Origin of the sequence: Micromonospora sp. DT228 (assembly GCF_049841595.1) — a bacterium.
In the GTDB taxonomy this organism is placed as follows: domain Bacteria; phylum Actinomycetota; class Actinomycetes; order Mycobacteriales; family Micromonosporaceae; genus Micromonospora.
The window spans coordinates 1-22689 of the sequence record NZ_JBNCKO010000035.1; the positions used below are offsets into that span (position 1 = coordinate 1).

Annotated in this window: 18 protein-coding genes; 9 read left to right on the top strand and 9 right to left on the bottom strand. The window is 67.8% G+C overall.

The window, feature by feature from the left end; all coding sequences use genetic code 11:
- Positions 1-70: 70 nt before the first annotated feature.
- From istB to ACLQ29_RS34795, 3 genes are read right to left on the bottom strand one after another with little or no spacing between them, the layout of a single operon-like run.
- Positions 71-862, bottom strand: coding sequence for an IS21-like element helper ATPase IstB (gene istB, locus ACLQ29_RS34785; protein ID WP_357719202.1), 792 nt, complete (start codon positions 860-862; stop codon positions 71-73).
- Positions 862-2088 carry an IS21 family transposase gene (istA, locus tag ACLQ29_RS34790; protein ID WP_425775608.1) on the bottom strand — a complete coding sequence of 409 codons (1227 nt, stop codon included), beginning with the start codon at positions 2086-2088 and terminating at the stop codon, positions 862-864. Before istA ends, istB begins: the two co-directional genes overlap by 1 nt.
- 54 nt (positions 2089-2142) lie before the next feature.
- Entirely contained in the window at positions 2143-3642 is a 1500-nt protein-coding gene (locus ACLQ29_RS34795) for a DUF4365 domain-containing protein (RefSeq protein ID WP_425775609.1), read from the bottom strand.
- A 131-nt stretch (positions 3643-3773) separates the two neighbouring features.
- Between ACLQ29_RS34795 and ACLQ29_RS34800 the strand changes: the two genes are divergently transcribed.
- The 3 genes from ACLQ29_RS34800 (at position 3774) to ACLQ29_RS34810 (ending at position 6348) form a co-directional block, all read left to right on the top strand.
- Positions 3774-4478: a hypothetical protein gene (locus ACLQ29_RS34800; protein ID WP_425775610.1), complete on the top strand. Its 705-nt coding sequence runs from the start codon at positions 3774-3776 to the stop codon at positions 4476-4478.
- Positions 4475-5584 carry a helix-turn-helix domain-containing protein gene (locus ACLQ29_RS34805; RefSeq protein WP_357221688.1) on the top strand — a complete coding sequence of 370 codons (1110 nt, stop codon included), beginning with the start codon at positions 4475-4477 and terminating at the stop codon, positions 5582-5584. Before ACLQ29_RS34800 ends, ACLQ29_RS34805 begins: the two co-directional genes overlap by 4 nt.
- A gap of 323 nt (positions 5585-5907) precedes the next feature.
- Positions 5908-6348, top strand: coding sequence for a hypothetical protein (locus ACLQ29_RS34810; RefSeq protein WP_330440471.1), 441 nt, complete (start codon positions 5908-5910; stop codon positions 6346-6348).
- Between the two features lie 637 nt (positions 6349-6985).
- Here the strand turns inward: ACLQ29_RS34810 and ACLQ29_RS34815 are convergent.
- Both ACLQ29_RS34815 and ACLQ29_RS34820 read right to left on the bottom strand, forming a co-directional pair.
- Positions 6986-7681: a hypothetical protein gene (locus ACLQ29_RS34815; RefSeq protein WP_425775611.1), complete on the bottom strand. Its 696-nt coding sequence runs from the start codon at positions 7679-7681 to the stop codon at positions 6986-6988.
- Between the two features lie 867 nt (positions 7682-8548).
- Positions 8549-9961: a hypothetical protein gene (locus tag ACLQ29_RS34820; protein ID WP_425775612.1), complete on the bottom strand. Its 1413-nt coding sequence runs from the start codon at positions 9959-9961 to the stop codon at positions 8549-8551.
- 259 nt (positions 9962-10220) lie between these two features.
- On the opposite strand from ACLQ29_RS34820, the gene ACLQ29_RS34825 reads away from it, so the two are divergent.
- The 5 genes from ACLQ29_RS34825 (at position 10221) to ACLQ29_RS34845 (ending at position 17579) form a co-directional block, all read left to right on the top strand.
- The gene (locus ACLQ29_RS34825; RefSeq protein WP_425775613.1) at positions 10221-11807 is read left to right on the top strand and encodes a glycoside hydrolase family 3 N-terminal domain-containing protein; all 1587 of its coding nucleotides are present in this window, start codon (positions 10221-10223) and stop codon (positions 11805-11807) included.
- Positions 11804-12856: an Ldh family oxidoreductase gene (locus tag ACLQ29_RS34830; RefSeq protein ID WP_425775614.1), complete on the top strand. Its 1053-nt coding sequence runs from the start codon at positions 11804-11806 to the stop codon at positions 12854-12856. The genes ACLQ29_RS34825 and ACLQ29_RS34830 overlap by 4 nt, the downstream gene beginning before the upstream one ends.
- Positions 12853-14442: a hypothetical protein gene (locus tag ACLQ29_RS34835; RefSeq protein ID WP_425775615.1), complete on the top strand. Its 1590-nt coding sequence runs from the start codon at positions 12853-12855 to the stop codon at positions 14440-14442. Before ACLQ29_RS34830 ends, ACLQ29_RS34835 begins: the two co-directional genes overlap by 4 nt.
- Positions 14439-16568, top strand: a complete 2130-nt coding sequence (locus ACLQ29_RS34840; RefSeq protein WP_425775616.1) for a hypothetical protein — start codon at positions 14439-14441, stop codon at positions 16566-16568. Before ACLQ29_RS34835 ends, ACLQ29_RS34840 begins: the two co-directional genes overlap by 4 nt.
- A gap of 165 nt (positions 16569-16733) precedes the next feature.
- Positions 16734-17579: a sugar phosphate nucleotidyltransferase gene (locus ACLQ29_RS34845; RefSeq protein ID WP_425775617.1), complete on the top strand. Its 846-nt coding sequence runs from the start codon at positions 16734-16736 to the stop codon at positions 17577-17579.
- On the opposite strand, the gene ACLQ29_RS34850 is transcribed toward ACLQ29_RS34845, so the two are convergent.
- On the bottom strand, positions 17580-18122 hold the full coding sequence (locus ACLQ29_RS34850; protein ID WP_425775618.1) for an AAA family ATPase: 543 nt from the start codon (positions 18120-18122) through the stop codon (positions 17580-17582).
- Between the two features lie 134 nt (positions 18123-18256).
- Positions 18257-19240 (bottom strand): DUF5954 family protein, encoded by a 984-nt coding sequence (locus tag ACLQ29_RS34855; protein WP_425775619.1) that lies wholly within the window; start codon positions 19238-19240, stop codon positions 18257-18259.
- A 516-nt stretch (positions 19241-19756) separates the two neighbouring features.
- Here ACLQ29_RS34855 and ACLQ29_RS34860 point away from each other — a divergent pair.
- Complete coding sequence (locus ACLQ29_RS34860) at positions 19757-20491, top strand: HAD family hydrolase (RefSeq protein WP_425775620.1); 735 nt, start codon at positions 19757-19759, stop codon at positions 20489-20491.
- On the opposite strand, the gene ACLQ29_RS34865 is transcribed toward ACLQ29_RS34860, so the two are convergent.
- Together ACLQ29_RS34865 and ACLQ29_RS34870 are read right to left on the bottom strand one after the other, a co-directional pair.
- Positions 20488-21750 carry a helix-turn-helix domain-containing protein gene (locus tag ACLQ29_RS34865; protein ID WP_425775621.1) on the bottom strand — a complete coding sequence of 421 codons (1263 nt, stop codon included), beginning with the start codon at positions 21748-21750 and terminating at the stop codon, positions 20488-20490. The genes ACLQ29_RS34860 and ACLQ29_RS34865 overlap by 4 nt on opposite strands.
- 264 nt (positions 21751-22014) lie before the next feature.
- Complete coding sequence (locus tag ACLQ29_RS34870; protein WP_425775622.1) at positions 22015-22353, bottom strand: hypothetical protein; 339 nt, start codon at positions 22351-22353, stop codon at positions 22015-22017.
- Between the last annotated feature and the right edge of the window lie 336 nt (positions 22354-22689).

Sequence of the window (22689 nt, forward strand, 5' to 3'; positions counted from 1 at the left end):
TGTCAACGCCGGCTGAAGGTTGACCCCTCTGTTCCGGCCGAATTTTGACCCCCTCGCTGGTTGTTGATGTTTAGTCGTTGGTCTTGGTGGCTGCGGGGACGCGGCCGAGGTCGCGGTCTTTGAGCCGGTAGCTGTCGCCCTTCATGGAGGCGACTTCGGCGTGGTGGACGAGGCGGTCGATCATGGCTGCGGCGACGACGTCGTCTCCGAAGACCTCGCCCCATCTGCCGAAGGGTTTGTTCGAGGTGACGATCAGTGAGGCTCGTTCGTAGCGGTTGGAGACCAACTGGAAGAACAGGTTCGCCGCTTCGGCTTCGAAGGGGATGTAGCCGACCTCGTCGACGATCAGCAGCGGGATCCGGCTGAGTTTCACCAGTTCGTCTTGCAGACGGCCGGCGTGGTGGGCGTCGGCGAGGCGGGACACCCATTGGGCGGCGGTGGCGAACGCGACCCGGTGTCCGGCTTGGCAGGCCCGGATCCCGAGGCCGATGGACAGGTGAGTTTTGCCGGTGCCGGGCGGGCCCAAGAACACGACGTTCTCTTTCGACGCCACGAAGTCCAGGGTGCCCAGGTGGGCGATGGTTTCCCGCTTCAATGATCGTTGGTGTTCGTAGTCGAACTCCTCCAGGCTCTTGCGGGCCGGGAAGCGGGCTGCCCGGATGCGTCCCTCACCGCCGTGGGCTTCCCGGGCGGCGACCTCACGTTGCAGGCAGGCGGCGAGGAACTCCTCATGCGTCCACGACTCCGCCCGGGCCCGCTCGGCCAGGCGCTCCACTGACGCGGCCAGGGAGGGTGCTTTGAGTGCGCGGGTGAGGAACGCGATCTCCGAGGAGACGTTGCGGTTGCTGGTTTTGGCGGCCATCACGCGGCCACCTCGTCCAGGCCGAACATCCGGTCGTAGTCACTCAACGCTCGACGCTCGACCTCGGAGTCGACCGCTGGCGCCGGGGTGTGTTGAGCGGCGACCCGCAGGTCCGCTGCGGCTTGGCGGTGGACCGGGTCGGTGATCGTCTGATGCTCGGCCCAGCAACGCTCATGCTGGGCCACCAGCCGGCCGTCGCAGGACACCTGGACCTGCTCGCAGTCGGCGGTGACCTCGACCCGTCGGCCAACGACCGACGGGTGCACCGAATAGTCGTTGGCGTCCAACCGGACGTAATGATCACGGGGCAGGCGGGTGGCCTGTCGCCAGCCGACCACCGGAGCGACCGGCGGCAGCGACAGCATCGCGGCCCGGTCGGCGTCCCACCGGTCCACCGGTCGGCAGCCCAGCCTCCGGTGTTGGCGGTTGTTCGCCCGCACCAACCACTCGGTGAGCTGGGCGTTGAAGTCCTGCGCCGAGGCGAACCGGCGCCCCGGCAGAAACGACGTCTCCAGATAGCCGTTGGCCCTCTCGACCAGGCCCTTGGCTTCCGGGTCCGCCGGCCGGCACTGGATCACCCGGATGCCCAGAGTGCCGCGGAAGCCGTTCATCGCCTCGGTCAACTGCGGCCGACCGGCCCGCCACTGCCCGACCGCGGACTCGTTGTCCCACACCAACGACTTGGGCACCCGCCCCCACCCGGAAATCAGCATCCAATGCCCGACCAACAGATCCGCCGACTGCCTGCTCGGGATCATCACCGCCGACAACCACCGCGAATACCCTGACACCATCACCAACACCGGCGGCTTACCGACCTGACCGAAGCCCAACGGCACGTCCGCCGGCGGGAACCACAGATCACACTGCGCCAACTCGCCCGGCAGATACTCCGTGCGCTGGCTCGGGTCCGGGCGGCGGAACAACGGCCGCAGCTGCTGCACCCGATCGGCGAACACCGTCTTACCCCGGGTCCACCCGACCCGTTCCATGATCACCGTCGTCGGCATGTCCGGGAACTCCGCCAACAACACCCGGATCCGCGGCTCCACCGCATCCACGATCGAGCCCTTCACCGCCCGCTGATAACGAGGCGGCTCATGACTGGCCAAGGCCTTACGCACCGTGTTCCGCGAGACCTCCAACCGGCGACAGATGGCCTTGATCGCCATCCCCTCCGCCCGATGCAACCGACGGATCTCTGCCCAGTCCTCCACGCTCAGCACCTCCCGATGCTTCCGGAGGGGGTCAAAATTCAACCGGAACCACGGGGTCAGTTTTCACGCGGCGTCGACAGCCTCCTGCCATCGCTGAGCTTGTACGTCTTTGCCCGCGTTACATGCCTGGGCGCGAACGGCCGCGCAGTGTGTGGTCAGCTCTCGTCGTCCGCTAGCCTCGACCACCTTCGCCAGGCGGTCGCCACGATCCAGCTCGCCCAACTCGTAGCAGAGCCGAGCGGCGTAGAAGGCGAGATTCGGGGATCTTGCCTCGGCGTCAGTGGCCTCACCCTCTGGTCCTTGGAGGGCGACGCGGACCGCCGAACGTTCGTCGCCCGCCATGGCCCGAGCCTGAAGCAGGATCTCAGCAGGCCGAGTGCTGTCCGATCCCCAACGGCGACGCGCGGATCGCGCAGACGCCGCCAGAGCCGCGGCCTGGTGATAGTCCTCGAGCTGGGAGCCACCATCTTTGGGTCGCGGCCGGCGCAGCAGTGCCTCGGCAAGAGCAATCTGTTGCGCCGGAGCGTCGGGCGAAAGAGCCAGTGCCTTCTCGTGCAACTCGACCGCGCCGTCGAAGTCGCCGGCGACGGTCCGCTGCTCGGCCATGAAACGGAGGATGGTGGGTTCTACTCTCCCCTGATCTCCTTGCGGCAACGGCGGCAACGAAATGGGCCCCTTCCGCTCGCCGTGCTCGAGGGTGGCGATACCGATGCCCGCCAGACCTCTTGCGCCGGTGGACGACGCCCGCGTCAACAGTGCGTGGGCTCGTTCGCGGTCGAGGTCGGCGAGGAGTAGACCCGCGAAGGCAAAGAACCGCCCCGCCAGGTCGTCGTCGGGGCAGGATTCCGCCGTCTGGCGGAAGCAGTCAGCGGCTAACAATGCCTGGTTGTGCTCGTTGGCGTAGTCGGCCAGCACGGACCACGCTAGCCACGGCCGTTCGCCCCCTTCGGCGATGATCTTCTCGACCGTGGCTCTCGGGTTCCTACGCCCGTTGACCAATTCCTCGGCAAGTTGCTGAGCCAGGTCGGGTGCCGTCTGCCGCAGCGCGACCAGCCTGTCGGCGCATCCGGAAGGGAGATTCTGCAGCCGTTCCCCGAAGGCGTCGTCTGGCTTACGGCGCGCGAGCTCTGCCAGCCTCTCGGCGGAACCGGCGTCCAACTGTTGGGTCGACGGCACGCGTACCTTGAAGCCTGCGCCAGTGGCAACGGCAGTCTCGTCGGTGACGACCTGCCAGTATGCGGTGTGAGTGTCTGGCTGGTAGAGCACAAGCAGCACAGGCAGTGGGTAGCGCAGCCAGTAGCGGCGGTGGGTTTGGGAGCGTTCGCGGTAGACCCAGCCGCTACCGTCAGGCGCCGGTTCGGAGAACATCGATTGTCCGGACTTGATCTGAAGTCCGAGTAGGCAACCCGTGCTGACACCGTCAACAACCGACTCCACCTGCGCGTCGATCCCGACGTCGGCGACGGGCTGGGGGCGAAAGTGCCAGCCAAGCCTGGTGTTGACCAGCAGCCCCACGCCGTGGATGCCGGCGTCGCCGGTCACGGTAGTCAGTAGCTGGGTCACTGGGAGAGGCTAACGGCCACCGCCGACAAGACGCGGACTCGATTGCCTACCGGTGGGCTGAGCGATTGGGCTGCGGCGGCGGCTTGTCAACGACGCTACTTTAGTTCGGCGACACCAAATGGGGTCCTGCTATGTTCTCGGGCGTGGATTATCTGCCCCCTGCCATCGCGACCCTCGACGCGAGTGGCGTCCTCGCCCCTCTCGCAGACCTCGTTCGGCAGGTGTACCGGCGGGCAGCGGATCGGCACGAGCCCGAGCTCGGGGACGACGCGATGAGCTTCGGGACCACAGTCTGGCGCAACCTGACGAACCTGGGCGTGGCGCAGTTCGCCGGACTCCCCGGCGTCAGCACGCGGATCGAGGACAATTCGCTCGAGATCCTGTGCGCGGGTTACATCCTGCGCCTCTACTCCCTACAGGGTGGCACCGGAGCCAACGTCGAGTCGATCCGCTGGGAGGGCAGTGAGGCCCGGCTCGGTGGCGCTGTCGAGAACAGTCGGCACGGCCAACTTGCTCTCGATGACGACGAGCAGTTCGCCGATGCTTTCGCAGGCGTGCTACCACGTCGGCGGCACCTTCGGGTGGCCCATGCCGGTGACATCGGCACAGGTGAGGCGCTGGCCTACATCGGCCTGCCGCGCGACAACCGTCACGGCGGCTCGCCCTGGTTCGAGGTCCAGTTGTGGATCGGACAGCCCGCCAGGACAACCACTGTGGCGGACGACGGCCCGGCCGGTAGCCTCGTCCGGCTTCGCGGCGAGGTCCCGATCCCAGAGCTAGACCTACAGGTTCGCCCGCGTAACGGCGCGGACAGGCGCCTGTCCGCACTCGCGTGAGGGCCGCCGGCAGCCGGGACGACGCGCCGGCGCTGGCAGCGGCAGCATTCCGGCCTCACGCCTTGACACTCGCCCGCCGGTGGCGGCGGATGCGCAAGAAGGATCTGGCATACCAGGTGGGTGTCTCCGCGGCAGCCGTGAGCCAGTACGAGCTGGGGCAGTCTCGGCCGTCACCGGCGGTACTGTCCCGCCTTGCCTTGGCCCTGGCCATGCCGGTCCCGTTCTTCGCCGCCGGGTTCGCCGCCCCAGTCATGGCAGGCCAGCCCCACTTCCGGAGTCTGCGTGTCACCAGCCAGGCCGAACGGGACCAAGCGCTTGCTTTCGGCGAGATCGCCTGGCGGGTCGTCGATGTCCTGGAGCGACACCTCGATTTGCCCGAACTCCGGCTACCTTCAGTCGATCTTCCCGAAGAAGGCGACAGCGGCGACCTCCAAGCGGCTGCACTCGATGCTCGCTGCGCCTTCGGCTTGGCTGACGAGCCGGTGCCGCACATGGTCCGCCTGCTCGAATCCCGAGGTGTCGTCGTACTGACGCTCCCCGACGTATCCGACAAAGTCGACGCCTTCTCCCACTGGTACGGGGTGCGGCCGTTCGTGTTCACCAGCCCTCGCAAGAACGACAAAGCTCGTTCCCGGATGGATGCCGCGCACGAGCTCGCGCACCTACTGCTGCACCACGACGCCGAACCCGGAAGCCAGATCCTGGAGCGACAAGCCACCGCCTTCGGCTCGGAATTCCTCGTCCCGAGCAGCCGGCTACGCGACGAGCTGCCCGGCCGCCTCGACTTCGAGCGCCTCCAGGAGTTGAAGAGCCGTTGGGGTATCTCGTTGAAAGCTCTCGTATACCGCGGACACGAGATGGGCATCTACCGCGACCACACCTACCGTCGAGCCATGACCACGCTCACCGACTGCGGCTACCCGGAGCCCGGCGACCTAGGGCCTCGCGAACAGCCAGCGCTGCTGGGCAGGGCAGCGCAACTACTTGCCGACCAGCAGTACAGCGCAGCATCCGTCGCGCACCAGGCGGGCATGTCGACCGAACTGTTGCAACTCGTGTTGACGGCTGGCTCGGACCGGATTGAACAAGCAGCCCTTCAGGTCTGACGACCAAGCGTCCTCGAATCTTCACACGGAACAGCAGGTCGAGCCGCCATCGCGGCGATGGCCGGCAGGATCGCGACGACAGCCAGCGCGGCAGCCGGTCCTGCGACCTCCAGGGATGGGTACGCGTGCAACCGCAGGGGTTCGACCCGCTGTAATTGAATCCGCTTTCGTCTACGGGGCGTCGACCTGCCTCAATTGGCTCAGCAGGTGCAGGTGTCCTCAACGGCTGGGGCACGATCGCCGGCACCACGGTCGACGGGCAGTTTTGTGGAACGGTGGGAGGAGCACGCCCCGGATAGACTGCCTGCCGCGGAGATCCCTACGTGACGGGCGAGGTGCACATGGATCCGGTGTCGACCATGGACGAGGACACGGCCCGAATGTTCCTGGAGAAGTTTCCCGAAGCCGCGCGTCTGGTGACCGCCACGACGACCGCGCTCGGTGAAATGCACCAGGCGACGCTGGCGTCGAACGACAGAAGCCAGGACCAGGTGATGCGCGAGTGGCAGGCGGTAGGTGCGGCGATCGAAGCGCAGCTGCAGAGAGACGGTCTCGATCCGGACCAGCGAGACCGTCTGATCGACCAGCGTTTCCTGGCCGCTGAACGGCTGACCGAAGCCGACGGCAGAAACAAGGCGTTCCTCGACCGGCTGGACCACCGCAAAACGCTGTTTGCGGTGGTCCTCGCCGCCACCGCGATCACCCTCGCAGCCGGCGGGAAGGCGATACTCCAGAACCGTTCACTGCTAAGCCGGATCAGCTGACGATCGCCGCCGAGACAGGACCCGGCATATTCACCCTGACCAGAAGCGGACCTAACCTTTCGGAACACCCTCTCAGACAGAACGAACCTCACGTCCACGGGAGGCCCGCCATGCTTTCGCCAGGAGTTCTTAGCCTGGGCGTGGGAGGTTGCGGGCCAGCGCCCGCCCTGAAGAACCTCAGCTCGGCGTCCAGGATGGTTCCGGCTCGGCGGGTTTCAGGGCCTTGCCGAGGTAGTACGGGTCGTCGGGTGGCAGGTGCTCGTCGAGGTAGCGGCCGACGATCTGGTCGCCGGCGTCCCTGAGCTGCTCACCGCGGTCTGCGGTGGTCTCGGTGATGCAGTCGCAGCCAGTGGTGGGACGGTCCGTGTGTACGAGGGTGCCAACCGGTAAACCTCGACCCGACTGCCACAGCTGCCGGCGGTACGACCGATTACTGTCGGCCGGAGCCAGCCGAAGACTTTGCCTAGCCTCAGCGCATCTACAGGCCCCGGCGACGGCCGGGGCCCGCGCTGAGCTGCGCGCACCGCTAGCCACATCGCCGGTCTACAGCGGACCTGCAGACAGATCAGGACGCTAAACGAGCAGCAGGCCCCGCTGCGACGGCCGGATGACAGCCCCGGTTCACTGCACCTCCCTCTCAGCGCGGATCGTGAATGAACGCGAGCAGTTCGTGGCCGAGGTCGGAGGCGGCGGGACTCCAAGCGCCGTCGGCAGACATCATGCCGCCGAGCGGCGCTTGCACCAGCCCGGCCGCCTCCAGCACCCGGTAGTAGCGTCTGATCACTTCGTCGCCTCGCGTAGCGAGGTCCGGCATACCGGCTTTGATCAAGGTCGTACGATTCGAACTGAGAGCGAATTGCGGGCGATCAAGGCCGGTCCGATCAAACCAGCCGGCCGGGTCACCGAGCAGGCCGAGCAGCCTGATGTGGGTGGGCATCAGCTCATCGATAAGCCGGAATAGCTGCTGCTGATCATCGTGGCCGGGCGCGGACGGAAGAGCCGCGTTGAGCAGTGCGTTACGCAGCGCATCGCGTTTGACCTGCTGGGAGTTACGCTCCGCGATCTGGGTAGCCGTGACGACGGAGTCCAGGAAACCTTCATCCTCCGCGAGCCCCTGCGGGTCGAAGGCGTCGACCTTCTCTCGCAGCTCCGCGAGTCCTTCGGCGACGTCGGTGAACCATTGCTCACGCCGCTGGTTAACGCTGTAGTTCAACGCCGCCATCAAGATCACGGCCACCGACCCGCCAGCTACTGGGATCAGGTTGAGGCCGGCCTCCGTGACGGTCTGCGCAATCTCACGGGATCTGCTGTGCGCCGGGGGTTTGGTATCCACCCGCCGATCATTCCCTACAGGTCCGGACACCGTGCCCATCGGCGTATGGGGCGACAGCACCGTGTGATGGGCGCCGCCAATGTAGCGCCTCTTCGGAAAGCGAAATTTGGGTGAGCTCGTTGCTGGCCGGCTTCGCGTGCGGCCTCTTGGCGGAGCGCAGGGTTCGCCTCGCAGTAAGTGTGAGAGGCACGAGGCAGCAGCCTCCCCGTGACGAAGAGTGACGTTGAGACAGCGTGACCAACTCCCTGCGCCAGAGACTCCGCAACACGACCGGAGTTGACAGGGAAAACCACGGCGCGGAGATCGAACTGGTCGCCTTTCCGTCCGAGTCGCGTCGGGTGACGACAACATCATTCGCGTACGCGCTCTCGATGCTGGTGCCGGCCGGAGCGAACAGGTGCCGCGGCACTGCGGTAAACGCCGCCGCCACCTCCGGTCGGGTAATCCAACCCTGGGTGCGTAGCTGGTCAACCAGCTGCAGGCGAGCGTCCTCCGCCGTCAACGTCTCGGTCGTCCTGCTTTCAGGTGCCACGAGGAAATCTCCTTCCTCGAACGAACATCAGGTGAGCAGCCGGCCGACCGCGACGAGTATCGGCGCGATGCTGGAATGCGGCAGTTCGAGATCAGCAGACCGGTGCGCCTAGCGAGTCGACCCGTCGACACGCGCCTGGAGGCATTCGCTGACGCGGCGGACCAGCGGTGAATTCCTGGGCGTCGGAGGGCATGCGGGCACCGTAGAACTTCAGGCAGCCGACACGCCCGCAGCGCCAGGCACCGACAATGTCGGCACATCGCGACACCAACTCCAACACTCCCCGGCCTTGACCACGTTCGGCGACATCTGAGATGCACGGCCTTTCGAAGCGATTACCGAGCGTGTGATATTCGCGGCAACTCACGAAGTTCGCGGAGGATGTCGCGGACCACTGGTGAGCGCGGTGCGGCGGGGGCGAGTTCGTCGTGAAGTCGGTGTAGCAGTGCGACGCTGCGCACGGAGCTGACGGCGGGTAGGCGGCCAAGGGCGAGGCGGGCTGTGCTGACCGCGAGGTCGAGGTCGCCGGCGGCGTTGTGCGCGAGGCTGAGCCAGGCGCCGTGGCGTAGTGCGGAGCGTTGTGGGGAGTCGGTTGGACTGGTGTGCGCGCGGGCGTGGAGCAGCCGTTCAGCTTGGCGAAGGAGTGCTGGCCGTTGAATTGGCACCTGCTCGGCCAGTACGACGAGGCCGCGGCCGGTGATCGCGTCCAATTCGACCCGGTCGATGTACGACGCCCATCGGGGTAGTGGGGCGTCGGGGGCGGTGTCGAGGAGCGTGAGGGTGTTCTCGCGCATGTGGAAGAAGCTGGTGAGGTCGCCGGCGACGGCGTGGGCGAGGCTGCTGCGGGCGGCTACCAGCGAGCGGACAGCGGGCGGGGTCTTTGCCGCCGATTCTTGGGCTGCAGAGGCGAGTTGCAGGGCGTCGAGGGCGTGTCCGCGGTCGGCGGCTTGGTTGGACATGAGGGCCAGGATGCTGGCGGCTAGGCCGGGATCGCACGAGGCGTGCCCGGCGCGTAGAGCGGTGAGGTACCACCGTTGGGCGAGGCCGTCCTCGTTGGCATCGAACGCCATGAACCCGGCGGTCTGGGCGAGCTGCGCTAGTGCGGCAGCTAGGCGCCGGCCGGCCTCCGCATTGTAGGAAGCTCGGCGCAGGAGCCGGGCCACGGCGGCGAACTGGTCACTGACGAAGCCGCGGGCGGCGCCGCCCTGCTGATCGTCGAGCTGCTGTGCATGGGCGACGACGGTGTCGATCATGTCCAGCAACGGTGGGGTGACCGGTCCGCCGTCTCCGGCAGCCGCGATCAGGTCTGGATGTGGCTGGTGAAGCGCGGCCCACGCGGGGGCGGTGAGCGCGGCGCCGGTGACACCGATGAAGGTGCGACGGGTCGGCACGGGTCCTCCTACGAGGCTGAGCAGTCCGTTGCTGTCCCAGGGTAGGTCCATCGCGTGATTCGCCGGCAACGCTGGATGCGAACGCGGGGCATTTACCCCCCAGACGTCCTCGAACATCAGGTCAATTCTGAGCTTGGCGGAAAGCACCTCGACGACGAGATCGGGTATGTCACCGTGCGGCACCGCGCCATCTGAGACCCATTTGTAGGGGGTTTTGGGGTGAACTCTGCGGGTGCTGCCTCGTGCCACCAGAGCGGAGTTGATTCGTCGGGCGAGGGCCTCGGGCCCCCATTGCGCCTCTCGAAGCAGACCGGCCAGCCGTTGGTTGGCGCGGGATGTCGTGGGTTCGGCTTCCACGGTGGGATCCCCCTTCCGGGTGCCGGTAGTGCAGCCGCGGGCCTGACAGTAGCGGCCACGGTCAGTGGCGGGGACCGAAGCGCACCATCCGCACCAGGTTCCGAGCGAGCGGCACCGATGGCACTCCGTCGACGCCTCCCCCAGGCGCTCGGAACCGACAAAGGTCGATGTGTGGGCAGGGTCAGGGCCTCGGTTGTCACTCCAGACGTCCTGCAGTTGATGCCCATCAGTCGACCTGCGGTCGCAAGGGAGAGCTGCCATGCCACGTCCGCTTCCCGGCCAGCCGGTAGGAGTCGATCCCGCCCTTACCGCTGACATTGATCTGCTGGTGCGTCCCGGCCGGATATCGCTTGGGCCCGTCGGTTGCGTTCAGTCACCGCACGAGCAGGCCGGTAGTGAGCCGGGCCGGATTAGTAAAGCCGTCGTCGCAGGCCCGGCGCGGTTGAGCCAGGTCATCCGGACGGCGAGCGAGAACTCAGCCGGTCCGCTGCCGCTGTTGCTGAGCGTGAATCAGGAGGGCGGCCGGCTGAACGCGCTGGACTGGCCAGGCGTGGCCCAGTTGCCAGGGAATCTGGCGCTTGGGGCAGCGGGGGACGAGGACCTGGCCGAGCTGGCAGGGACGGCGATCGGTGAGCAGCTCCGGTCGGTGGGGTTGACCTGGAATTTGGCGCCGGTGTGCGACATCACGGGGTGGCCTGCAGCTGCTGCCGTTGGCGCTCGCTCCTTCGGCTCCGATCCTGAACGGGTTGGGCTGTTGGCGGCAGCTTTCGTGCGCGGAGTACAGGCGGCTGGCGTCGCGGCGACCGCCAAGCACTTTCCTGGGCTGGGCGGGGTTGGTGGGGACCCGCACCACGTCGCGCCGGTGGTCGACCGACTCGACCAGGGTGCGTTGCTGCCGTTCCGGGCGGCGATTGACGCGCAGGTGGCGTGCGTGATGGTCGGCAGTCACACCGTGCTCGCGGTGGACAACAAGCCGGCGTTGGCATCGCCGCGCGTGCTTGGCCTGTTGCGTGACGAGCTGGGCTTCGGCGGTGTGGTGGTGAGCGAGAACTTGTCGATTCGGGCGGTGCACGAGCCGCTGGGTGGCCTGGCCGGGGCGGCGGTCGCCGCGGTGGAGGCCGGGGTGGACATCGTGATGCTGGACTCGGAGGTTTCCCGGGGGCGCAGCTCGTCGGCAGCAGGTCGGCGCCGCGCGCAGGTGGTGCAGGCGCTGACGGCGGCGGTCGAGCAGGGCGTGATCGGTCGCCGGCGGATCGGCGAGGCCGTGGAGCGTGTGCAGGAGCTGCATCGGCGATACGGCCTGACGCCCGGCTCGGTCCGGCCGGACTGGCGGTCCGCGAACGCGGCGGCCTGGCGTGCGACGGAACAGATCGCCGACCGTTCGGTGGCGGTGGTGCGTGGAGACCGGCCCCTTCCGCTGGACGTGCCGTCCGGCAAGGTGCTGGCCTTGGTGCGGGTGCCTGACGAAGGGCAGCGGCGCGCCGACAGTGCCCGCTACACGCCGGACTATCTGCCCGCGCTGCTCGCCGCGCACCACGGCGTGGTGCAGGTGCCGGTCGGCGCTCCAGTGCCAACAGCCGGCCCGGTGATCGTGTACGGCTATGACACCCGCACCACAACCGCGGGTCCGAGCAGAGCTGCCCAGGAAGCCACCCGGCTGGTCGAGTGCGGCCGGACGGTGGTCCACGTCGCGTTCGGTGACGTGGACGACCTGGCTGGTTCGCCCGCGCCGGTGTTGGTGGCCGCGTTCAGTCCACACCGGGCTTCTGTCGCGGCGGTGGCCCGAATCCTGCTCGGCGACGGCCGCGCCCACGGTGTCGTACCCGTCGCCGGTGCGTCGTGGTGACTCGGGTTTCGGCTGGCCAGTTGACCACGTTCTTGCAGCGTCTCTATCACTCAGCGGGGATGACCCGAGCCGGGGCGCGAGTGATGGCCGATACCCACGTGGAGGCCGACCTTCGCGGCATCGCCGGCCACGGCAGCCGATTGGCCCCCGGCTACCTGGACAAGCTGCGCACCGGGCGCCTGAACCCGCGTCCCCTGGTTCGGATCGTGCAGGACGAGGAAGCGGTCCTGGTCGTGGACGCCGACCTGGCTCCGGGACCGGTAGCCGCCCGCTTGGCGGTCGCCGCAGCGATGCTCCGTGCCCGGCGCTGTGGCATCGCCGCTGTGACCGTTCGTCGGGCCGGTCATGTCGGCGCGCTCGGCATTCCCGCCGCGCAGCTGGCCCGGCGCGGCCTGGTGGGCGTGGCCGCCGCGCAGGCGTCCGCGCGCAGCGTGGCCCTGCACGGAGGCACTAGCACGCCGGTCCTGGGCAGCAGCGCACTGGCGGTCGCCATTCCAGGTCCAAACCGGCAGCGCCCGGTGCTGGTGGACCTGGCCGCTGCCGCGATGTCGTGGGGCCGCCTGCACCACCTGGCCCGCTCGGGACAGGCGTTACCCAACGGGTCCGCTCTCGACGCGAGCGGGCATCGGGTCCACGATCCGCACCTCGCCGTGGCGCTATTGCCCGTGGGCGAGCGCGGCCAAGCCCTGGCGATCGTCCTGGAACTGCTGGTCGGCGCTCTGACCGGTAGCACCCCCTTGCCGGCAGGAGACGACGGCCGCGGGCTGCTGGTCGTAGCGGTCGACCCTCGACGTCTCGTCGTCGCCGAGTCGCTGGCCACCGGCGTAGCCGCTGTCGCTCACGCGGTGCGCGAGCAGGGCGCCCGGATGCCCGGGGATCGCGCCTGGTCCCAGCGCGACCGGGCTCGCCAGGACGGCATCGCCCTCGAAGCCGACGATCTCGCCGCGCTTGTTGAGGCCGGTCGCCGCGTGAACGTCCGTGCTCCCCACGGATGGATCCAACCCGAACCCCTGGAAGCCAGCACCGGATCACAGAAGGAGCAAATGTGAGCAGTCCGACCAGCACACCGACCCTCGGCGGCCCACCGGCCGCCGACCAACCGGCCCTCTACCGCGGTGCGGCCCGATCCGAGGTCGCCCGCCGCCTGCAAGCCGTCCTCGACCTATCCGGCCCCTACCCGGTCGTTGACGCGGCGCGCGAACTCGCCGCTGGGCCGTTGGAGCGTGCCCTGGCTGACGTCGTTGCGGGCCGGCTGCTGCACGAGCCCACCGGCCGCCGCATCCCGCTGCAGGAACTACCCGCCCGCACGATCGCTGCGCTCACGCGCATCCACCACCTCGACGCGGACCAGGGCGACACCCTGGGATTCGCGCTGCGCTGCGCCTTCGCGTGGCCCGGCGTCGTCGGTACGCCGGACGCTCCGCACGCGCTCAAGTCGGTGCTCCCGGCCGGATTCGCGCCGAAAGCAACGGTCGAGCAGATCGCCGCGAGCCAGGCCACCGCCGGTCCCGACGGGTTGAACACCAGCTACATGATCTCGCAGATGAAGGGCGGCATGTCCGCCGACTTCGGCATCGGCTGCCCCCTGATGTGCGCCTACTGCTACCGGCGCGAAGGCGACACCGTCGACGGCTACCTCGGCTCCTGGGAGCCGACCGGGTTCCTCGAACCGGAGGATGTCGTCGCGCGGCTGTTGTCGCACCCGTGGTTCACCCCGCACCACACGCCCATCGGCCTGCACATGTCCACCTCCGAGGCGTTCCTGCCGAAGCTGTGGCCGCGAACCTGGCGCGCGTTGCAGCTGCTCGACCAGCTCGGTCTGACGAACCGCGTCTCGTGCATCACGAAGTACACCCTCTCCGATGAGCAGATCGACTGCTTGGAATCCCTCGTCCACGTCGACCTCGACGTCAACGTCTGCTACGCCGCCATGCCCGAGTCGATCGAGCCGCCCAACCGCGAGCGCCGCCTGCGGTTCCTGCGCCGAATCCTGCACTCCGAGAAGATCAACGTCCTGGCGTACTACCGGCCGATCGCCGAAGGGCTCAACACCACCGATGCCCACCTGCGTCACGTCTGGCAGACTTTCAAGGACGCCGATGCGCGCACCGTGGTCCTCGGCGGGCTGAAGTTCGCCGACGACCACGTCCAGTCCTTCATGTCCTACGGGCTGCCCCTGCCAGCAGGCTCCTTCACCCCAGGCAAGAAGCTGCTCGCCGCCGGCACCGAGGCGCGGATCATGGCAGCGTTCGACGAGGTATACGCCGACGTGGCCCCAGACTGGCGCCCCGCGGTCCTGAAACGGTCCTCGTGCGGTCGAGCGGTGGAACGCGGCAGCCACATCCCCGACTACAACGGCCACTACGACAAGCCCACCACGAACTGCCGCCTGCGCTGCCCTGCCGCCCAGCATGAGGTGTGCGCGGCAGCGCAGCCGCCGGACGAGGAAACGGTCCGGCACCTCCTGGCCCGCATCGGCAGGCCCGACGCCCGGGTGGACATCACCAAGAGCACCACCGTCGTGCACGCCGAGCTGAGCCAGTTCGAACGAACGTTCCTGCGCCAGAACCTGCTCTTCCCGGTGCACACCGCCCGGCAGGCCGCCGAACTCGTCGCCGGAAGGATCACCCGATGACCGCCCCAGCACGCCCCACGCCTACCCGGGTCTTCCTGCCCCTGGCCCAGTCGCCGCTGCTCGACCACCGCCACGACGACGACGTCGACCTCGCCGTGCTCCTTGCAACGGCCGCTGACCCGGAACCGGCCACCGTGCGGGCGTTGCTGTCGATCACCGCCGTGCGGGCCGCCGACCGGATCGCCCGCGCGCTCGACGAGCGAACGGACCTGCCCCTCACCTCACTCGCGCTACTCGTGGCGCACCGGCCCGACGCTAAGCAGGCGATCGGTGCCCTGCGGGGCAGACTCTTCCCCGAAGGAACCTCACCCGGCGCGTGTCACCGATTCGCCCGCACGATAGCGACCCTCGTCCACCAGCCCGCATTGGTCGACGATGCATACCTCGACAGTGAACGATTCCGCGCATCCGCCGCCGCAGCGGACCCGGTGGTCCTGGGACAGCTACTGGCTCCGATCCTGGACGGGGGCACCCCGGCCGGTCCAGCCCAGACCGGGCTGCTCGCATTGCTCGACGCCCGCGCAGGCCGCGTCCCGACGGCTTCCATCGACCTGGCGGGTGCTACCGCTCTCGACCGCGCCCGCCATCGGCAGGTGCGCGCCGCGCTCCTCGCACGGCGCGAACAGACGATCCGTGGCCTCGCCGACCACACCGGGGGACTGACGCTGGCCGCCGAGCTGTGGTACTCCGCTCTCACGGCCGCCGCCGACACCCCCGTCCAAGCCAGCCAGGCCCTCGCCCTGGCCGAGAACGCCGCCGACATCCTCGCTGCGGGGGAGGACCAATCCTGCGCCTGGCCTGCCGTCCGTCGCCGTTGGCAGCACGTCGCCGCCGCCGCACGCGCCGCCGAAGTCCAGCCGGGCGGCTGGGGGCAGGCGTGGCAGGCAGCCGAGTTCACGGACGAGGGCGCACGGTGGGACGACACCCAACGCGGCCTCGTGGCCGGCTACGACCTGCTCGCCGACCACGTCCGCAGCACCTGGGGATCAGCCGACACCCCGCCCACCCCCGAAGCGTGCTGGGCCGCCGACCTCACCGGCCGCGCGCTGCTGCACCTGGTCGCCGACCACCTCACCGGCCACCAGACACACAGCCCGCTCCCGCACTACAACGACCAACTCCTCATCGCCTTCGTGCACGGCCTCGCCAAGACCCGCCACGACCACATCCCCGCCGATTTGCACCTGCACGGCCTGATCGCCGCCATCAAGGCCGCCCGGTCCAAAGCCACCCTCCTGACCCGGCCGGTCCCCGCCGACCTCGGCATCGTCGTGCCGATGCGCGCCGAGACGCATCACCTCACCCCCGAGGACAGTGACAACGCGCTCACCGTCAAGGTCGCCCAACTGGGCTGGCTCCTGCAAGCCTGTCCTGACGCCCACGCCGATCTCCTCCTGGTCGACGAGAGCACCGACGGCGCCTCGGCCCGCGCCGCCCGCGCGATCGACGTCGACCACCCGCAGATCCGCGTGTCTGTCGCCCAACGCCCCGACGACACCAGCGCCAAAGGTGGCATCGTGCTCTGGGGCCTCACCGAACTCGCCGGCGCCGGCCGCACCATCCTCGCCTACACCGACCTCGACCTCACCTACCCACTGGACCAACTCGGTCTCCACGTCGCCGCCCTCGACCAACCCGGCGTCGGCGCCGTCATCGGATCCCGCCGCCGCCCCGACTCCCACGGCTACTACCCGCCAACGGGCCCGACGCCCACCACCTGGCTTTACCAACGAGCCGTCCGGGACCTCCTGCACCTCGACGCCACCGACCCGCAGGCCGGCTTCAAAGCCTTCCCGGCCACCGCCCTGCGCACCGCACTGCCCCTCACCGCCGATCACAGCCTCGCGTTCGACACCGACCTGCTCGCCGCCATCGCCCGTTGCGGACACACCGTGGCCGAGGTCGGCGTCGCCGCCCTCCACCAGTACGTCGAAGGTCACCGGAGCACCCCGCACGACTACGACACCATGCTCAACGGCGTCCACCGGCAGGCCCTGCGCCACGGCCTCGACCCCGACACACGGCGGACCCCGACGTGGGACCGCATCCGTCAGGCCGGATCCCTGGCCGCGGCCGCCGCCGAACCCACGACCACCACCATGCTCACGGCACCCACCTCACGCTGACGAATCATCGCGGGCCGCCGGCGTCGACACGCCGGCGGCCTGCACCCGTGCGCCTTCCCATGTGCCCCGAATCGGACCAGTGCGATGCGTAAACTGCACAGATCCGCCCGGCTCACTGTCGCCACACCCATGACGGCCGGTGCAACCCAACCGAAAGGTAAGCACGTGAGGGCCGTCATCGCCGTCGCCGGCATGGGTAGCCGCTTCTTCCCCATCGGCAAAACCATCAACAAATGCATGCTGCCGATCCTCAACCAACCAGTCGTCGCTTACGCAGTCGCTGACTGCGTCGCCGCAGGCGCCCACGAGATCGCGATCGTCACCGCACCTGGCGAGATCGGCCGCCAGGTGCGTCATTACTTCACCGAAGACCGGGACCTGAAGGACTATTTCACCGCGCGCGGCTGGCAGGACAAGTACACGCCCCTCGCCGACCTGCACAGCCAAGCCGACTTCACATTCATCGAACAACCACGCGACGACCGATACGGCACCGCACTGCCCGCCATCATTGCCGCTGACTTCATCGCCGGCGACGACTTCCTCCTCGTCGCCGGCGACGACCTCCTGCTCCGCAACGATGGCGGATCGGACCTGGCCGACCTCGCCGCCGCCCGGGCCGCCGCCGGAGTACCGGCCGCGCTCGCCGCCGCCACGGTGCCCGGCGCCGAGGCCCACCGCTACGGCATCCTCCATCCGCGAGCATCTGAGGGGCACCAGCTGCTCGATCAGCTGCTTGAGAAGCCGACTACCTACGGCGAGCCAACCGCGTACATCAACATCAGCCGCACACTGCTACCCGCCGACGCCGTGGCCTACTTCCAGAAGCTGACCCCGGCGCCGAACGGCGAGTACCAGGCCACCGACGCCGTCATCGCCTTCGCCCGCGACAGCGACGTACTGATCCACCCCGTCACCGGCGAGTACCACGACTGCGGCAACCCTGCCGGCTGGCTCGCTGCCAACAACGCCGCAGCCCAGGCGATCGTGGTCTCTGGGCCGCGCCCCTGATCACGGTTCAGCCAACCGCGCCAACACCTGCGATGCCAACTCCGCCACCGGCAGCTCACCATCTAGCACCATCGTGTCAGCCGGCAACAAGCCGACAGCGGCAGCGCAGCGGGCCACCTGCTCCAGCCGCCACGTACGCACCTGCGCATCACGAGCCGGGTCATCCGGCCAGACCGACTGCGCCTCAATTCGAGCCTGTAGGACGCGGAAGGGCACGTCGATGAAGAAATGGTCGACGCGCACGCTGTGGGCGCGCAGTCGACCGAAAATTTCCTCAAGATACGACGGCACCACCACCGTCATCGGCACCACGAGAATGCGGCCGTACTCCTCCAGTAGTGCTATCGCCGTGTCCGCCACGCTACGACGCCACACCCGCAGATCCTGGAAATCGCCACTCGCGGGCAGCGGAACTATCTCGCGGACCATGAACCCCGGCAACTCCGCGTCGAACATCAACAGCCGAGGATCCTCCGCAGTCAACTTCTCCGACAGAGTCGTCTTCCCCGCGCCGAACGCACCGTTGATCCAGATCACCCGCATGTACCGCTCCTCACGCGCTAATAGTGCACAACTGAAGAGCCCGGTGAAGATCACCCGCTGCGCGGCGTCCGCCGAACAGTCTTCGTGAGGCGTTCGGCAGCCTGGGCTAGGGGTGGCGGCCGGTTGGGTGGTGTTCAGGACCCGATGGTGTTGCCATTGCTCGTCTTAGCTCTCGCGGGCCGCGCCCCCGGTGGCTGGTCTGGGTCGGGGTCCGATGGGCGGGGCATTTCGGGGCCGCTGGAGCCCATGCGTAGCAGGGTCTCGATGCGGGTGACCCGGAATTGACGCCCGAGCGCCGTGACGTTGTCGACGGGGTTGGTATCGAGGGTGTCGGCGGCCTGTTGGTACGCGGCTGCCTGGTCGTCGGTCAGCCTCAGCAGGCGCGGTTCGATGTGGCGCAGACCGAAGGCGATCTCGTCGCGGGCCAGTTGCGGTGTGGCCACCGCTCGGCTGTAGGGCCGCCACGACCCGCCGACGGATTCGGCGGCGGCGTAGCGGGTCGGCAGGATGACCCCGACCGGATGGGAGGCGACGGCGGCGACGCTGTCGGCGTATACATCGGCGGGCACCTGGGCGCCGGGGTGGTGCGCGGTCATCAGCTCGACCCGCAGCATCGCCTCACTCAGGCCGGTCGCCGCGTCCGGGTCGATGACGATCTCTGGGGCGAGGAAACTGTCGTGGTCCGCGGCGTCGCGGGGGTCGCGGTCGGTGGGCCGGGGCGGCTCAGGCCCGTCCGGGCCGAACCGCGCGAACGTGTCCACCCGCACGATGCGGTGCACACGATCGCTGATCACCAGCTCGTCTACCTTCTTCCGGTTTAGGACGCCGAGCGCGGTGGTCAACTCCGCAGCCAACGGGGGGTCAATGCTCTCGTCGAGCTGCTCCATGAGGTGGTGCGCAAGGTCGTCCCGCGCGGCCTGCGGGGTGTCCGATACAACGGCGAATACCTGCCACCGTCCGCCCTCTGCCTGCACGGCGTGGCCGAACAGTGCGGCGCCGACCCGGATCTTCGGGTAGACCACCGTTCGCCGTGCCGCGTCGTCCTCGGTGACCGCGCCGACTGGGTCGGTGGGCTGCTGCACCCGAAGGACTACCGGCGGCTGCACTTCGTCACTCACGCCATGAATTGTGTGACGGCTCGATGGCCTGTGTCACGAGGGCGCGCCTTCACCGCGGCGGCGTCATCGGTGCGCTCGCCTCAGTTCAGGCTTGCGGCATTCTTCGGCGTCCGCTCGATTCATGGTTCAGTTGCTTCTCGCACCCTCGTAACGTCGCGCGCCGACGTCGAAGCGCAAGCTGATGAACGGGCCCCGTCGGTCCGGTGGTCGGAAGATCCGCACAGGACGTGCAGTCGCCCTGCAGGGCGCCGGTGGCGTCCTCGTCGACCACCTCGACGACGAGCGACAGCCCGTGAGGGCCGTCGACGACACCCCACAGCAGGGCGAGACCGGCGGCCTGGCTGAGCACGGCCGGCGGGCGCAGGAGGCGGGGGTCGGTCGGATGCGACAATCCACTGACAACCAGATGGCCAGCAGTGACTCCAGCTCGGTCCGGTGTCTGTCCGTCCTCGCCCGGCCGCGAAGCCGGCGATGCTCGACAGGTTTGGCTGCCCGTGCGCGTGCGACGATGCTTCTATGAACCACAGCAGCGCCGGCTTAGTCATCTGGGACGTTGACGGGACGCTCATCCCCGCGGACTTACGCTGGTTGACGCGTGCGATCGCTCGTGCGTACGGCATCGCGCAGTCTGAGGTTGTCTTTCCTGACAAGAAGGTGCATGGGTATACGGACGAGTCGATCGCCGTCGACGCGGCGATAGCCTCGGGCGTGGACCCGTCAGCTGCGGAGGCAGGCATACCCGCCTTCCGTCAGGCCATCGCCGAGGTCATGCAGGAGGGTCGGCAAGAGTTGGCTGAGGTCCAGCCGCCGTATCCAGGTGCCGCAGCGAGCATCGCGGAGTTGCAGGACCTCGGTTTCATTCAGACCGTGCTGACCGGCAACCTGCGATCGGCCGCTGACGTGAAGCTGCACGTGGCGGGCTTGGATGAGTTTCTTGATCTTCGCATCGGCGGGTTCGGGTCAGACGCTCGAGACCGCTTCCAACTCCCGGCGGTCGTAGCTCAGCGCTACTCCGCGGTCTACGGTGTCCCGCTCGATTCCGCTGGGGCGCTCGTCATCGGGGACGCGCCAAACGATATCGCTTGCGCACGTCACGCCGGCTTCCGTGTCGCTGTCGTCGCTCACCGGATTGGGCGTCAAGAGCTGGCGTCCTACGAACCTGACCTGGTACTCGACAGTCTCGACCCACCGATGGTGGTGGCCGCCGTGAGTTCGCTGGTGAGTTCGGGCGCGTCGCCGACTGCCTGCTAGGCGGCCATCTGCTCCTCAAGTTCGAGGACAATTGGCTCGTCGCGCCATCGGACCAGCCGCTCTCGGGCACGTTGAGCTCGTGCGATGCCCCGATGGTTTCCGCCGGCTCTCAGCCGATTGTAGGTGTCACCGAGCAGGGCACAGGATCGTTCCAGCTCGCCGGCCTCGGCGTAGGCGCTCGCGAGGTCCACTGCTGCTGCGAGGGCGACGTTCACGTTCTCCGGGTCGTGTTCGAGCGTTCGCACAGCACTTTCGAGCACCTCTACAGCCTGGTCGGCCTGGCCAAGAAGGAGATGGCAAGTGCCCGCATAGACGTGGAGGCGGGCGTTGCTCCAGTCGCTGTAGAGACCGACACAGTCAGCCGGTGACAAGCCGTTGACCGCTGCTTCTGCTCGCTTCAGAGCGGCGGAAACCTCGCGTGGAAGCCGCAGGGCGGCATAGGCCTGGGCCTGCTCGGCGGCTATCCGAGCTCGTGCGGCGGGGCTGAGATCTGTGGATGCCTGGTCGGCCTCGTCGAGCAGCCGCAGGCCGATCATGACGTCACCATCGGCTTCGATCAGCGTTGCAGCTTGGAGGTTGCTCTCGAAGATTCGTGCGGTCGCGCTGATCCGGCGGTCACCGAGCCTGTCGCCCAGCTGGCGGGCGTAGGCGCAGTGAGCGATTGCCAGAGCCCGGTTACCCTGCGCGCTCCACAGCCTGCTGGCGACGACCGAAGCTTCGCCGAGCATAGCTCCGACATCAGCACGGATGGGCGCACGGCCGGCTTTGCGATAAAGCGTCGACAGGCATTCACGGTGCGCTTCAATCAGCCTCAGAAGCGCGTCAGGTGACACAGCCTGACGTTGCTGCGCAAGCATGTTGGTCAGATTAGAGAAAGTGTTCCACTCGCCCACCAGGTAATCGCCGCCTGGCCTGAGGGCAAACGTCTCAAGAGCTGAGGAGGCCGACTGCGCCGGCTCAACCTCGAACGGCTGAGGTGTAGGCATTCCGCTCGGCACCTGCCCGACGCTCATGTGCCGGATTCGATCGTACTCTGGGGCCAGGCTGCCGCCGGTGCGCAAGATCTCATCGCTTCGGAACCAGAAGTTTCGTCCCACTCGCTGACGTCCGGTTTCCACGTTCGCGATCGTGCTTCGTCCGTAGTTGGTGAGAGGCGCGAACGTCTCTTGTGTGTAACCGGCGACTTTGCGGCTGCGGGCGAGCATCTGACCAAGAGCGAGCCATGCCGCGGCGATTTCCTGCGGTGAATCGTTCGGCATCAGCGGCTCCGGATCGATACGACGGACGTCTGCGCGAGGCGAGACGCGGTGGCGTGAGGGCACTGTAGCTGCAGAGGCACCGTGCGTCGGGTAGTCGCCGGCTGGTTCCAACATTCTTCCGACAAAGTTCCGACATCACCGTCGCGGTGTCTCAAACCCGCGTGATCGCGATCCTCGCATGCTGCCTGCTCGTGACCCGCGCGCTAGCCAACAATGATCATGAGGTTGAGACCAAGTACCACGTCAGCGACCTGAGTGAGCTGATCAAGGCGCTCGCCCAGCGGCAGGTGGCGTTGACAGAGCCGTCGGTACAGGACGACCAGGCGTACGCGCCAGCCGGCTGGACGTACGGGATGTCGAAAAGTCGAACACGGCAGCTTTGAGCGCCAGCACGCGCAGCGCTTCGTCCAGCAGCGGAGCGGCATCGCGTTCCAGCGACCAACGGCTGATTGCGGGGTAGCCGGTGAATGTGGCCCAGCAGGTGGAGTACTTCGTCGACGAGCTCTGCAGCCGGCCGTAGACGAGGTGCGCCTGCATCTTGTAGAGGATCTCGGCGGCCCGACGGCCAACCTCTCCGGCCTCCAGCATGGATGAACTGGTCATGGTGCATGCCCTCCCAAGGGGTCGTGGACACGGCAGACCGTCACGCCGCATCGCGGCTGCGGTCCCTCATCGCCAGCGACGTCGATGCGGGCGCTGACTCAAACATCAGAAGTCGTCGGTGGCCGGGTCGATAAGGGCTGCCGTTCATCTCCGACAATCCGCTGACATGTATCTACGGCGGATGTTGGCGATGCCGGGATTGTCAGTGGATTGTCAGAACCGCTTGGCAGGACTGGCCGACATTGATCAATTTCGTCTTAGAGCGCGTTTGGTTTGTGGGTTGGTCGGGTGTGTCGCACAGTGGGTCCGACCGATGAGCCTGGCTCGGTCGATGGA